Source organism: Marinobacter salicampi, assembly GCF_011074795.1.
Classification (GTDB): Bacteria; Pseudomonadota; Gammaproteobacteria; order Pseudomonadales; family Oleiphilaceae; genus Marinobacter; species Marinobacter salicampi.
Genome location: NZ_JAAMPF010000001.1, coordinates 1 through 14,308, shown reverse-complemented (window position 1 = coordinate 14,308; position 14,308 = coordinate 1). Strand labels below are relative to the sequence as shown.

10 protein-coding genes are annotated in these 14,308 nt (G+C 54.5%); 4 read left to right on the top strand and 6 right to left on the bottom strand.

Annotated features, from left to right (window positions below; genetic code table 11):
• Window positions 1–117: 117 nt before the first annotated feature.
• Together gltA and G7W63_RS00045 are read left to right on the top strand one after the other, a co-directional pair.
• On the top strand, window positions 118–1,392 hold the full coding sequence (gene gltA, locus G7W63_RS00050) for a citrate synthase (protein WP_166251228.1): 1,275 nt from the start codon (window positions 118–120) through the stop codon (window positions 1,390–1,392).
• 99 nt (window positions 1,393–1,491) lie between these two features.
• Complete coding sequence (locus G7W63_RS00045) at window positions 1,492–2,373, top strand: NAD(P)-dependent oxidoreductase (RefSeq protein ID WP_166251225.1); 882 nt, start codon at window positions 1,492–1,494, stop codon at window positions 2,371–2,373.
• Window positions 2,374–2,447: 74 nt separating this feature from the next.
• On the opposite strand, the gene topA is transcribed toward G7W63_RS00045, so the two are convergent.
• From topA to fadB, 3 genes are all read right to left on the bottom strand, one after another.
• A complete protein-coding gene (topA, locus tag G7W63_RS00040; RefSeq protein WP_166251222.1) occupies window positions 2,448–5,084 on the bottom strand; it encodes a type I DNA topoisomerase in 2,637 nt (878 codons plus the stop codon).
• A gap of 257 nt (window positions 5,085–5,341) precedes the next feature.
• The gene (gene fadA, locus G7W63_RS00035) at window positions 5,342–6,517 is read right to left on the bottom strand and encodes an acetyl-CoA C-acyltransferase FadA (RefSeq protein ID WP_166251219.1); all 1,176 of its coding nucleotides are present in this window, start codon (window positions 6,515–6,517) and stop codon (window positions 5,342–5,344) included.
• A 34-nt stretch (window positions 6,518–6,551) separates the two neighbouring features.
• The gene (fadB, locus tag G7W63_RS00030; protein ID WP_166251216.1) at window positions 6,552–8,699 is read right to left on the bottom strand and encodes a fatty acid oxidation complex subunit alpha FadB; all 2,148 of its coding nucleotides are present in this window, start codon (window positions 8,697–8,699) and stop codon (window positions 6,552–6,554) included.
• Window positions 8,700–9,183: 484 nt separating this feature from the next.
• Here fadB and G7W63_RS00025 point away from each other — a divergent pair, with 484 nt between their 5' ends.
• Together G7W63_RS00025 and G7W63_RS00020 are read left to right on the top strand one after the other, a co-directional pair.
• On the top strand, window positions 9,184–10,002 hold the full coding sequence (locus G7W63_RS00025; protein WP_166251213.1) for a hypothetical protein: 819 nt from the start codon (window positions 9,184–9,186) through the stop codon (window positions 10,000–10,002).
• A 196-nt stretch (window positions 10,003–10,198) separates the two neighbouring features.
• Window positions 10,199–10,630, top strand: coding sequence for a universal stress protein (locus G7W63_RS00020; protein ID WP_166251210.1), 432 nt, complete (start codon window positions 10,199–10,201; stop codon window positions 10,628–10,630).
• Here the strand turns inward: G7W63_RS00020 and G7W63_RS00015 are convergent, their stop codons facing one another.
• The 3 genes from G7W63_RS00015 to G7W63_RS00005 are packed head-to-tail and all read right to left on the bottom strand — an operon-like array spanning window position 10,631 to window position 14,032.
• Window positions 10,631–11,305: a DUF6901 family protein gene (locus G7W63_RS00015; RefSeq protein WP_166251207.1), complete on the bottom strand. Its 675-nt coding sequence runs from the start codon at window positions 11,303–11,305 to the stop codon at window positions 10,631–10,633. It abuts the gene before it with no gap.
• Entirely contained in the window at window positions 11,302–13,224 is a 1,923-nt protein-coding gene (locus G7W63_RS00010; protein ID WP_166251204.1) for an ATP-binding cassette domain-containing protein, read from the bottom strand. Before G7W63_RS00010 ends, G7W63_RS00015 begins: the two co-directional genes overlap by 4 nt.
• A gap of 13 nt (window positions 13,225–13,237) precedes the next feature.
• Window positions 13,238–14,032 (bottom strand): MOSC domain-containing protein, encoded by a 795-nt coding sequence (locus G7W63_RS00005; protein WP_242634256.1) that lies wholly within the window; start codon window positions 14,030–14,032, stop codon window positions 13,238–13,240.
• Window positions 14,033–14,308 lie beyond the last annotated feature (276 nt).

Genomic DNA, 14,308 nt, shown 5'->3' with positions numbered 1-14,308 from the left:
AACGGCGTTGCCAACGTTGCAATATCCAGCTAGGTCGACAGTAACGAAGCGCGCGTAACTTGTGCAATAATACGGGCCTTCCGAGCGCCGTAAAATGCTGACACATAGGAGAGCACCATGACCGACAAGAAAGCCACGCTTTCGGTGGGTGACAAATCAATCGAGCTGCCGGTTTATTCAGGCACCACCGGGCCGGATGTTATTGATGTCCGAGCGCTGGTACAACAGGGAATTTTTACCTACGATCCCGGTTTTGTCTCTACCGCAGCCTGCGAGTCAAAGATTACCTATATTGACGGCGCCAACGGTGTTCTTTTACACAGAGGCTACCCGATCGAGCAGTTGGCAGAACATTCTGACTATCTGGAAGTCTGCTACCTGCTTCTGCACGGCGAGCTTCCCACAGCAGAGGAAAACCAGCTCTTCCGTGACACGGTGAAGAATCACACCATGATTCACGACCAGATGCGGAATTTCTTCCATGGCTTCCGCCGTGACGCTCACCCGATGGCAATCATGTGCGGCGTCGTCGGTGCGCTATCAGCTTTCTACCACGATCAAATGGACGTCACTAACGTCCAGCAGCGCGAAATCACCGCTCATCGGCTGGTCGCCAAGATGCCTACGATAGCGGCTTGGTGCTATAAGTACGCCAACGGCCAGCCATTCATGTACCCGCGCAATGACCTATCCTACGCCGAAAACTTCCTGTACATGATGTTCGGTACGCCCTGCGACGACTACAAGCCCAATCCCGTGCTTGCCAAAGCCATGGACCGCATCTTTATACTGCACGCTGATCACGAACAGAATGCGTCGACCTCTACGGTTCGTCTGGCCGGCTCTACCGGCGCCAATCCGTTTGCCTGCATTGCATCAGGTATCGCCGCACTGTGGGGCCCGGCACACGGCGGAGCCAACGAGGCTGTGCTCGACATGCTGGCTGAAATCGGCGATGAGGCAAACATTGAAAAGTTTGTCGCCAAGGCCAAGGACAAAGACGACCCCTTCCGCCTCATGGGCTTTGGGCATCGGGTCTACAAGAACTTTGACCCACGTGCCAAAGTCATGCGCAAGACCTGTCATGAGGTGCTCGGCGAGCTGGGACTGGAAAATGATCCGCTCCTGCGTATTGCCCAGCGCCTTGAACAGATTGCCCTGGAAGATGACTACTTTGTTGAGCGTAAGCTCTACCCCAACGTTGATTTCTACTCCGGGATCATTCTCAAGGCCATGGGTATCCCAACCTCCATGTTTACGGTTATCTTCGCCCTCTCCAGGACCATTGGCTGGTTCTCCCACTGGAATGAGATGGTAAGCGGAGATTACCGTATTGGTCGCCCGCGGCAGCTCTATACCGGGTCAACCGCTCGGGACTTGCCCAAGCGCTGATACGAGCTTAGAACTGATTCAGGAAGGCCGCTGCACTCAGCGGCCTTTTTTGTTGCGGTTCAGTCTGCAATGATAGCCCGCTAACGGAGGAGTATGGATATGAGTCAATCTGTGGCATTTATTGGCCTTGGCGTCATGGGCTACCCGATGGCAGGTCACCTGGCAGCGGCAGGGTACAAAGTAAAAGTTTTCAATCGCACCGCCGACAAAGCCGTAGCCTGGGCCGACAGCCATGACGGCGAAGCTGCAGCCAGCATTGCCGACGCGGTAAGTAATGCAGAGTTTGTCCTGACCTGTGTAGGTGCCGATCCGGACCTGCGTGAGATCTACCATGGGCCCGAAGGAATCATTGCCAACGCCCCCAGTGGTGCGACCCTGATCGATCATACGACCGCGTCGGCCTCTGTAGCCGAGGAACTGGCTCACCGGGCCCTCGAAGTAGGCCAGGCCTTTATTGACGCACCCGTCTCCGGTGGCCAGCAGGGGGCAGAAAACGGCAAGCTCACTATCATGTGTGGCGGTGTGCAGGCAGCGTTCGACAAGGCAAGGCCTCTGATGGAGTGTTTTGCCAGGGCGGTCAGCCTGATGGGGCCGAGCGGCTCCGGTCAGCGCACAAAAATGGCCAACCAGATTGCAATCGCAGGATTGTTACAGGGCTTGTCCGAGGCTGTTCATTTCGCCGAGCAGTCGGGCCTCGACGTTGCCGAGGTTCTTGATGTGATATCGAAAGGTGCGGCCCAGTCATGGCAGATGGAAAACCGTGGCACAACCATGATCGCGGGGGAATACAACCACGGCTTCGCTGTTAACTGGATGCGCAAGGACCTGGACATCTGTCTGGACGAAGCCAGAAAGTCCGGCGCAAGCTTGCCGGTAGCCGCCCTGGTCGACCAGTTCTACGGCGACGTACAGGCTATGGGCGGCGGTCGCTGGGACACATCATCGCTGTTGGAGCGCCTGCGCAGGTCCCGCTCAAACTGACGGACTAACCCGCCTGCCTCTACGTCGAAATGGAGAGAGGCAGGCTCAGGCAATTAGACTGCACGAACCCGCACCTACTTTTCCTTAGGCTGCCATTTGCCGTTTACATACCAGGCTGACCAACCCGTGGCCTTGCCGTCCTTTTCTGACATCACATACTGCTCTTTGGTTTTACGGCTGTAGCGAACAACGGTCAGATTGCCTTCCGGATCCTTTTCAGGGGCCTTCATCAGGAAGTTGTACTTGGGATCAATCTCGTCCTTATGCGGCTTCAGCTCTTTAACCAGAGGCGCCCGGGTTTCACGGTTCTTCGGAAACTTGCTGGCTGCCAGAAAGAGACCCGAAGCGCCGTCGCGCAGAACGTAGATATCGTCCACCTTTTCACACTTGAGCTCAGGCATAGGCACCGGGTCCATTTTAGGAGGCGCCGGCTCACCGCTTTTGAGCAATTTTCGGGTGTTTTTACAGTCAGGATTGGTACAGCCAAAATACTTGCCGAATCGGCCAGTCTTGAGCTGCATTTCAGAGCCACACTTGTCGCACTCCAACGTTGGCCCGTCGTAGCCCTTGATCCTGAACGTGCCTTTTTCGACCTCGTATCCTGGACAGTCCGGATTGTTGCCGCACACATGCAATTTCCGGGTTTCATCAACCAGATAACTGTCCATGGCCGTTGAACATTTCGGACAGCGCCGCTTCTTTCTCAGCAGGCGGCTCTCGCCCTCACCTTCCACGTCATCCTCAGCACTGACCACCTCATCGCCGGATACCAGGTTGATGGTTGTCTTGCAGCGCTCTTTGGGTGGCAGTGCATAGCCCGAGCAGCCCAGAAACACGCCGGTGCTTGCAACGCGAATCTGCATTGGCCGGCTGCAAGTCGGACAGGGAATGTCGGTCTCGGTCGGGGTGTTGCCGCGCATCCCCTCCTCATCGGTTCTGCTGGCTTTCTCCAGCTGCTGACTGAAGCGTTCATAAAAACCGTTCAGCACTCGCTTCCACTCAACGCCACCGGTGGCGATCTCATCCAGCTCTTCCTCGAGTTTGGCGGTAAAGTCATAGTCCATCAGGTTGGAGAAGGATTCCGATAGACGTTCGGTGACAATGTCGCCCATTTTTTCGGAATAGAAACGACGATTCTGCAGCCTTACGTACCCTCGATCCTGTATTGTCGAGATGATTGAGGCATAGGTGGAGGGCCGACCAATACCCTGTTTCTCAAGTTCTTTCACCAGACTTGCTTCGGTATAGCGAGGGGACGGCTTGGTAAAGTGCTGAGTCGGGTCCAGCTTTTCGAGCGAAAGTTTTTCGTTGAGCTTGATGTCCGGCAGGGCAACATCGTCATCTTTCTTGGCGGAAGGCGGCGCGGCCTTCAGAAAGCCGTCGAATTTGATGATTCTGCCACGGGTGCGAAGTTCATAGTCGCCAGCGGCCACCACGATAGACGTACTCAGGAACTCGGCGTCAGCCATCTGACAAGCAATAAACTGACGCCAGATAAGGTCATAGAGCTTCTCAGCGTCTTTCTCGAGTCCGCTGATGTCCTGGGGCCTGCTGCCTACATCTGTCGGTCGGATGGCTTCGTGAGCCTCCTGGGCCCCTTCTTTGCTTCCATAGATGCGGGGGGCCTCGGGCAGATACTTTTTACCGAACTGCTTATCAATAAATTCCCGGGCGCCAGCTATGGCATCCTGACTCAGGTTGGTTGAGTCCGTACGCATGTAAGTAATGTAGCCGGCTTCGTATAACCTCTGCGCCAGCATCATGGTTTTCTTGACACTGAAGCCCATGCGATTCGAAGCCGCCTGCTGCAACGTCGACGTGATAAAAGGCGCACCCGGCTTGGAACGGGTCGGTTTGTCTTCACGCTTTGAAACCGTGTAGTCAGAAGCCTTCAAGCGCTCTACGTGGGCATTACTTTCGTTTTCGCTGACCGGGCGAAAGGCTTTGTCCCCGTATCGGGTGACCTCGAATCGAACAGGCTGATCGGACGCTTTGGCGCCAAGATCCGCATGAAGCTGCCAGTACTCTTCCGGGATAAAGCCTCTAATCTCCTGCTCACGCTCGACAATGAGTCGGACAGCCACTGATTGAACCCGGCCGGCTGACAGCCCCCTTGCAAGTTTTGCCCACAGCAGGGGCGAAACCATATAGCCGACCACACGATCAAGAAAACGGCGCGCCTGCTGGGCATTAACCCTGTTGGTGTCCAAGGCTCCCGGGTCCTTGAACGCCTCCTTGATCGCACGCTTGGTAATCTCGTTAAAAACTACACGGCGGTATTTTTCGGGATCGCCTCCAATCGTTTCCTGAAGATGCCATGCAATGGCTTCCCCTTCCCTATCCAAATCCGTCGCAAGGTATATATGGTCAGCAGATTTCGCCAGACGCTTGAGTTCGCTTACGACTTTCTCTTTGCCTGGCAGAATTTCATACCGCGCCTGCCAGTTTTGGTCAGGATCCACCCCCATGCGGGCAACAAGCTGGTCTCTGGACTTGCGCTTTTTGTATTCGGCCTTTTCTTCCGGCTTCATTTTACGGGTTTGTGCCGCCTGCTTGGCACGCTCCTTTGGATCGCTCTGGGAACCGCTGCCACTGACCGGCAGGTCACGAATATGACCAACACTGGACTTAACGATGAAATCCGGGCCCAGATATTTATTGATGGTTTTCGCTTTGGCAGGCGACTCGACAATTACGAGACTTTTACCCATATCGGAGATCTGTATCCTTGGCGGTTAACGGCACTGACGCCGGCAAACGGTAAACTCTGGAAAAATCAGACGGCTAGAAAATAGCAAAAGGCCGCCGTAACTTATAAGTGCTCTGTTTTACAGGGTCAAGATGAGCAAGACAACCCATTATTTCCCAGCCCGGCGCTGTTCTGACGGGCTCTGTCATAAAAAAGCCCGGCGACGCCGGGCTTTTTCTGTTCACCATCTGAGCTATGCAAACTTACGCCGAGTTGCTATCAGATACGCTCCCAAACGGTTGCGATACCCTGGCCCAGACCGATACACATGGTAGAGACACCAAGCTTGCCGCCTTTGGCCTGCAGGACGTTCAGCAGTGTGGTCGAGATTCTCGCACCAGAACAACCCAGAGGGTGTCCGAGGGCGATGGCGCCGCCATTCAGGTTAACCTTCTCGTCCATCACGTTAAGCAGCTTCAGATCCTTGAGGACCGGCAGCGACTGGCCTGCGAAGGCTTCGTTGAGCTCCCAGTAGTCGATATCCTCGATTTTGAGACCGGCCCGCTTCAGTGCCTTTTTGGTGGCTGGAACAGGTCCGTAACCCATGATAGCGGGATCACATCCGGCAACGGCCATGCTGCGAATCCGGGCTATCGGCTTGAGACCGAGTGCCTGGGCGCGCTCTGCAGACATCAGTACCATGGCAGAGGCACCGTCGGTAAGCTGCGAGGACGTGCCTGCCGTTACCGTACCGTTCTTGGGATCGAACGCAGGCTTGAGCTGGCCAAGGGATTCAACCGTTGTTTCAGGCCGGATAGTTTCATCGGCTTCGATCAGCACGCGGAAACCGTTTTCGTCATGGCCTTCAATGGGAACGATCTCGTTCTTGAAGCGGCCTTCCACAGTGGCAGCGTGAGCTTTCAGGTGTGAACTCGCACCAAACTCATCCTGCTGCTGGCGGGTAATACCGTGCATCTTCGCCAGCATTTCAGCGGTCAGGCCCATCATGTTGGACGCTTTGGCCGAATACTTGGAAGAAGCCGGGTTGTGATCGAACCCCTCAGTCATGGGCACGTGGCCCATGTGTTCGACACCGCCCACAACAAACACTTCGCCGTTGTTGGTCATGATCGCCTGGGCTGCAGTGTGAATAGCTGTCATGGAAGACCCACACAGGCGATTCACGGTCTGTGCTGCAGACTCATGGGGAATACGGGTCAGCAGGGATATCTGACGCGCAACGTTGAAGCCCTGTTCCTTGGTCTGATTAACACAGCCCCAGATAACATCTTCAACTTCTTTCGGGTCGAGCTTCGGGTTGCGCTCGAACAGCGCTTCAATGAGCGCTGCCGACAGGTTTTCCGCACGTACATTGCGGAAGCAACCATTTTTGGCACGACCCATCGGAGTCCGCACGCAATCGACGACGACAACGTCTCTCGGATTAAGGCTCATAGATCTTTCTCCGTTCGGAAATCTCGTTCAGGAATCAGCCAAAGAACTTTTTGCCAGTCTTGGCCATTTCACGCAGACCTTCAGTTGGGTGGTAAAGCGGCCCAAGGTCTGCGTACTTGTCTGCCAGTTCGACGAATTCGGCAACGCCCATATCGTCGATGTAGCGCAGTGCCCCACCACGGAACGGCGGGAAGCCGATACCATAGATCAGGCCCATGTCCGCGTCAGCGGGCGCCTCTACTATCTTGTCCTCCAGGCAGCGAACGGTTTCCAGGCAAAGCGGCAACATCATGCGTGCGATGATGTCTTCGTCGCTGAAGTCATTCTTGCCCTGGACCACGGGTTCAAGCAGCTTGTAGGTTTCTTCGTCCACAACCTTCTTCTGCTTGCCCTTACGGTCCAGCTCGTACTTGTAAAAGCCCTTTTCGGTCTTCTGGCCGAAGCGCTTGTTATCGAACATCACATCAATGGCGGTGGTGCCTTCATGCTTCATCCGGTCCGGGAAGCCTTCTGCCATCACCTCGCCGGCGTGCTTGCCGGTGTCCATGCCAACAACGTCAAGCAGGTAGGCAGGCCCCATGGGCCAACCGAACTTCTCCATCACCTTGTCAACGTGCTGGAAGTCAGCTCCGTCACGAACAAGGCCGATGAATCCGCCGAAATAGGGGAACAGGACCCGGTTAACCAGGAAGCCCGGGCAGTCGTTAACCACAATCGGAGTCTTACCCATGGCCTTGGCATAGGCGACGGTGGTGGCGATCGCACGGTCACTGGTCTTGGCGCCCCGGATTACTTCAACCAGGGGCATCATGTGCACAGGATTGAAGAAGTGCATGCCACAGAAATTCTCGGGACGCTTGAGATTCTTGGCAAGCAGATCGATCGAGATCGTTGAGGTGTTTGAGGTAAGGATGGCATCCTCACGAACCGCATCCTCGGTTTCACGGAGTACGGCGTCCTTGACCTTCGGATTCTCAACAACCGCTTCAACCACCAGGTCCACGTTCTTGAAATCGCCGTAGTTAAGGGTTGGCGTAATACTGTTAAGGACATCAGCCATCTGGTCGGGCTTCATCTTGCCTTTTTCGACCCGCTTGGCGAGAAGCTTCTTGGCTTCTTTAAGGCCCAGGGCGATACCGTCCTGGTTGATGTCCTTCATGATGATCGGGGTGCCTTTCAGCGCAGACTGGAAGGCGACACCGCCGCCCATGATGCCGGCACCGAGTACCGCCGCCAGTTTGACGTCGTTGGCTTCCTTCTCCCACTGCTTCGCTTTTTTCTTAAGTTCCTGATCGTTCAGGAAGAGACCGACCAGGCAGGCTGCAGTGTTGGTCTTGGCCATCTTGGCGAAGCCCTTGGCTTCGACTTCAATGGCCTTGTCACGGGTCATGCCCGCATGCTTCTGCATAACCTTGATGGCCTCGACCGGCGAGGGATAATTCTTGCCTGCCTTGCCAGCAACAAAGGCTTTGGAGATCTCGAACGCCATCATGCTTTCCATGGCATTCAGCTTGATCTTGCCCTTCTTCTCTTCCCGACGGGCCTGATAGTCAAACTTGCCTTCGTTGCATTCGTTGATGATCCTGATGGCAGCGTCCATTAACTTGCTGCCCTCAACCACCGCATCCACTGCACCCACTTTCAGGGCAGCATCCGCACGGTTTTCAGTACCGCCACTGATCCACTCAACGGCATAATCCACGCCTACGAGGCGGGACAGACGAACCGTACCACCGAAGCCCGGGAAAATACCCAGCTTGACTTCGGGCAGCCCTACCTTGGCTTTCGGGTCCATGACACGGTAGTCAGTAGCGAGACACATCTCAAAGCCGCCGCCCAGGGCCATGCCGTTGATCGCCGTAACCGTGGGGAATGGCAAATCCTCAACGGCGTTGAATACCGCATTAGCTTTGAGGTTGTTGGCAACCAGGTCTTCTTCTGAGCCAGCGAAGAGCTCGGTAAACTCGGTGATATCAGCGCCGACGATAAAACTGTCTTTGGAACTGGTTACTACCAGACCCTTGATGCCTTTTTCGGCCTTCAGTTTATCGGTTGCGGCGCCTAGCTCTTCGATGGTGAGGCGATTGAACTTGTTTACTGACTCGCCCTGCAAGTCGAAGTCCAGCTGAGCGATTCCGCCTTCGATCTTTTTAACCGTGATGGCTTTACCTTCGTAAATCATCAACTGATCTCCAGTCTGTGTTGGGAACTGCTACCGGCCTGACTGAGGTCAGCCAGGCCTTTATTGCAGCAAAAATTCGGTCACTGCCCGATCGTTCGATCCAAAATTCATACAGTCGTTTGAATCGAGAGTGGCACACGATGAAAAAAAACGGTCCGTTTGTCAATTTGTTTCTTTCTAAATTCACAACTCACCTGGTTCCCCGTCGTCAGATTCAGAGAATTTAAACACAAATACACAGTTAATCAGTTTACTACGGGGTAATATTGAGAAAGCGCCCAAGAATTACAGTCTAGCTTTGATGATTCTTTACATTTAATGGGGTCTGTGGCCCGGAAAACTGTTGATTGGCTGGAAGAGTTACTTTACCGTCATTATCAAACTTTAGTCCAACATCATACCCATGAGCCGCCTGGACAGAGTCGCGACGCCATTTAAGGTGACGCCGAAAAAATAAAAAATCGAACTAACGGAGATACATCCGATGCTAGTAACCCCTCCCCGGATTCGTTCCACCCTATTTGTATTGCTGGCCTTGCTAACGACCTCGATGGCAGCTGAAGCTCAGCAAGGCCAGACACGCCTGCTGCCAAGCCTCCACGAATTCCAGGTAAGCAATTTCGTGGCACTCAGCGCCTATTACCAGTTCAGCGCCACCAATGCGACCGACGTCCTGAATGAAGTCGTAGCCGGAATCAACGAAGCCAACGCGGCAATGAACATTGTCAGCGAAGCCAGCACCGAGGTGTTCGACACTGAGCAGGTGGCTGCTCTGACCGCTGAATTCGGAAGTTTCAAGGAATTGATGCGCCAGAATATTAATGACGTTCGTGATACCGGTTATCCCGATCTCCGCCTCGTTTCGCAGATGGCAAACCAGGCCCAGAATCTGGCGGCCCTGTCAGCGGAACTTTACGCGGTGGGTCGTGAGGCGCTGGGCGAAGAAACCAACCCTCGAACAGAAGCTGCACGATCTGCTGCTGTTCTTATGTCCCAGATGATGGCGAAATACTCCGCCCGCTCCTACTCCTCTGTGTCCCAGACCTTTCAGGGTTCCGACTCTGAAGCAGCGCTGGACGAGCAGGCAGCTCAGTTCGACGTTCTGGTAGCCCAGCTGACAGACACTCAAGCGACCGGAGAGCTGAACGAAGCGATCGATGGCGTTGCCACTAAATGGCAGTTTATCAGGAGCTCGTACATCAATTTTAACGATGACAACGTGCCTTTTATTATTGAGCGCTACTCCAAAGGCATTTTGCGTGAACTGGCTACCGCTATTGATCTACTTTCTCAAACCGCCTGAGCAGGGTCCTAGGTAAAGTCTTGGAGGGCCGGCCGCACGCCCGGCCCGACGCATACCGTGCTACAACCCAGAACCTTGATCCCGATCAGTGTACCTCGCCCTTAAATGGCTTACAGTTAGCCTACATAGTGCTGGAAGATGTGTGCCGCCCAAGCGCCTTTTCCAGCAGACCTTGTTTTCATCGGGGGAAGAGCCAATGGATGCCTACACCAAAATACTGGTTGCCATAGACCTTACTGAAGAAGCACCTCAGGTTTTACAGAAAGCCAAACAGATACAGGATGCCCATCACGCCGAGCTTGTTCTCGTTCATGTGGTGGAGCCGGTTGGCTACGCTTACGGAGGTGACATTCCAATGGATCTGACCGAGCTCCAGGACCAGCTCGACAAGGCTGCCAAAGCACAGCTTTCCAAATACGGCGAAGAGTATAATGTTTCCGTTAATAACCAGATAGCGACCGTCGGCCGCCCCGAATCCGAGATTCATCGCATGAGCGAGGAAATGGGCATTGACCTGATTATTGTAGGTAGCCATGGCAGGAAGGGGTTCCAATTACTCCTGGGCTCAACAGCAAACGGTGTTCTGCATGGCGCAGTGTGTGATGTCCTTGCTGTCCGGATCCATTGATCAGGCGCTGGTTTCACCGCGCATTTTCGAGGCCAGCTTCCGTAGCTGACTCTCCAGAGAGAAACTGACACTGGACGCCATGGAGAAAAAGTTAAGTAGCGCTTTCAGATTACTGTCACCCTGGCAAACCGAATGGATACGCTGCCAAAGGGCCTGATTCACTAACTGGAGCCGTTGGTTACGCTCCACCAGACCTTTGAGCTCCCAGTCTGGCTGCTGATCGTTGCGCTTGGCGAAATATTGCTGTAACAAATATTGGGAAACGCTGCGCATGATGAATTCATCATTGCTGGCGAATGGCAAATGGTGCACCGCCATAGGCTTCAGGTCTGCCAGCATAGGGCACCCGCTATTGGCCATTTTCAGGCCGAGCAAAGACCGTAACGCTTCTTCCAGGGCGGTAGTCTTCTGATATGTTCTGCGGTCATCAACGACTGTAACCTCCACACGCTGGTAGGCATCCTCGTTTTTGAAGACCTCAACCACCGGTAACATGGCCACGGCAGCCGGGCAATACTCATGCTCAGTTCGTTTCAGCGGACAATTGGAGCATTGGCAATGTTCAAGACGCGTCCATTGAGGCTGCTTTGCCGGAGCCGAAGTCAGTTGCGTATCTGCTATACGGAAATCAACAGTGCGCGCATCCTGAAACTTGAAGGAATAAGTGATGTTCATTCATTGCCCTGCTCTTCCAGCTCCATCCAGCGCTCAATGGTCGCTTCCAGTGTTGCTTCATTTTTCGCGAGTTCATCAAGCACCAAGGTGACTTCGCCGGCTGGTCGATTGTAAAAGTCGGGATTGCTAACCTCAGCTCGCTGGTCTGCCACAAGGGATTCCAGCTTTTCTATTCTGCCCGGTAATTGCTCAAGCTCCAGTTTTAACTTGTAACTGAGTTTTACCGATTTTGGCTTTACTGGCTCCGGTTTTTGCTGTTTTTGCGGTGCCAGGGATGCGGGCGGCCTGGTTTTCTTTCCCGCCTGCTTGCTTACTTTCTGTTCCGAGGGAAAACTTCCCCCCTGGCGGCGCCAGTCCGTATAGCCGCCGACGTAACTGTGAACGGCACCGCTCCCATCCAGAAACAGGGTGTCGGTCACCACGTTGTCCAAAAACTCCCGATCGTGGCTGATAACAATCACCGTGCCCTGGAATGACACCAACTGGGACTCGAGCAGTTCCAGGGTCTCAACATCAAGATCATTGGTAGGCTCATCAAGCACCAGGATGTTTGCAGGCTTGCTGAACAACTTTGCCAGCAACAACCTTGCTCTCTCGCCCCCCGAGAAAACACTGACCGGTGAGCGCGCTCTTTCAGGGCTGAACAGAAACTCCTGCAAGTATCCCAGAACATGCTTCTGCTGGCCGTTTATATCAATAAACTCTCGACCTTCAGACAGGTTGTCGAGTGCGTTTCTGGACAAATCCAGCTCGCCCCGCAACTGGTCAAAATAGGCCACTTCACGGTTGGTTCCGAGCCGTACGGTCCCTTCGGTAGGTGTAAGATCGCCCAGCATCAGCCTGACCAGGGTGGTCTTGCCAGTACCGTTCTCACCGACCAGACCAATTTTATCCCCACGCATGACGGTGAGATTCAGTTCCCTGATGACCTGGTTACCGTCCGGATATGTGAACCCTGCCTCTTTCGCCTCAACTACAAGGCGCCCCGACCTGGCTGCATCCTCTACCGCAAAGTTCGCCGTACCACCGCGTTCCCGGCGCTGAAGTCGCTCTTCCCGCATGGCCCTCAGGGCGCGCACCCGTCCCATATTACGGGTCCTTCGCGCCTTGACTCCCTGCCTAATCCAGGCTTCTTCCTGCTTGAGACGTTTGTCAAACAGAGCATTTTGCCGCTCCTCTTCTTCCAGTGCCTTTTCCTTTAGCTCCAGATACTTATCGTAGTTACTGGCAAAACTGATGAGGTGACCACGGTCAAGCTCGACAATGCGGGTGGCCATTCTGCGAATAAACGCACGGTCGTGGCTGACAAAGAGCAATGCGCCACTGAACTGAACCAGTGCTTCTTCCAGCCAGGCTATGGCTGGTACATCCAGATGGTTGGTGGGCTCGTCCAGAAGCAACATGTCCGGGTCTGAGACCAAAGCCCGGGCAAGCAGAACCCGCCGCTGCCAACCACCGGAAAGAGTATTTAACCGGCGCTCGGGATCGATCCTGTACTGGGCGAGAATAGCCGTCACTTTCTGGTCCAGGCGCCAACCGTCCAGAGCTTCGAGGCGCTCCTGGACTTTCATCATCTCATCGAGACTTTGTTCATCCGCTTGCTGGGAGAGGGTATGAAACCGGGTCAGCAATTCGCCGGTTTCAGGGAAGGCGCTGGCTACAATCTCATACGCAGTGCGCGTCTCATCAGCCGGCAGGTTCTGCGGCAAGACAGCGAGAACAGCGCCTTCCTCAAGTCGCACGGTACCGGCATCCGGCCCCACTTCACCGCTGACTATTTTAAGCAGCGTTGACTTGCCCTCACCGTTGCGGCCCAGAAGGCACACCCGTTCTCCCGGTTCTATGGCAAGACTGGCCTGGTCAAGCAACGGTTGCAGACCAAAGGCCAGGGACAGTCCATCCAGTGTCAAAAGCGGCATTACAAGACTACTCCTATTCGATCGTGTGCACTGTCTGGCCCAGTTGAAGCGGACCTTCACCTTGATGAGTCGCGTTCTTTCCAAAAATGACGCCGTCGAGCTGGCGACGATAGCCGCCCAGAGTGCGAAGCGGTTGCTGACCCGGGTCTTTTTTGCCGGAATCCGGGTCCACTGTCGTTAAAATGCACCGAGAGCACGGCTTGACCAGATCAAGCCGAAGGTTGCCGACAGTCAGCGCAGTCCAGTCGTCTTCTGCCCATGGCTCAGCTCCGGATATAACGACGTTTGGCCGGAAGCGACGGACGTCTACTGCCTTTTCAAGGCGTGTATTGAGCTCATCCAGTGACGCGTGATTCACCACCAGAAACGGAAAGCCATCCGCAAAAGCGACGGGCCTGTTTTCCAAGGCCCACTGTTGATCGCAATAGCGGACTGTATCGGGGCCGTGACAAACCAGGCTCACCGGTTGACCCAGAAAATCACTCAGTGCTTCCGACGGGCCCGATTCTGCTGGCACCGCCTGGACTGTATCCCGCCAAACCGTTACGGCCCTGATGGAATTTCCCGGTTTCAGGGCGAAAGAGCCGCAGTCCGGAATGCTTACAGAGACTTCACCCCTCCCGTTAAGCGCTGTGGCCACCATCGCCAGTTCAGGCCGTGTTCGCTGGGTAACAAACTGACCCTTGTCGTCCACTATCATCCAGCGACGATCGGAAACCGGCCCCATGTGGTCAATTGCCAGACTCTCTACAGCGATACCCGACAGGGACTTAACCGGGTATATAAACAGGGAATGAATGTGAATCATGATGTACTGGGTTCTTTTGCTTCGAAGGACCAGACCTAACGGCTGGAAGACGTCAAAACACTGAGTATACGCGAGAAATCTGCTGAATAACCCTCTCAACTGAATGAGCTTCAGGCGCAGAAATAAAGACAGAGCAGGAAAGGTAACACATGGACAAAGTTGCTCTTCGCCCTAACGGAAAAACCCAGCCAAACAGGCTGGGTTTCCAGAATCTGGAGCGGGAAACGAGATTCGAACTCGCGACCCCAACCTTGGCAAGGTTGTGCTCTACCACTG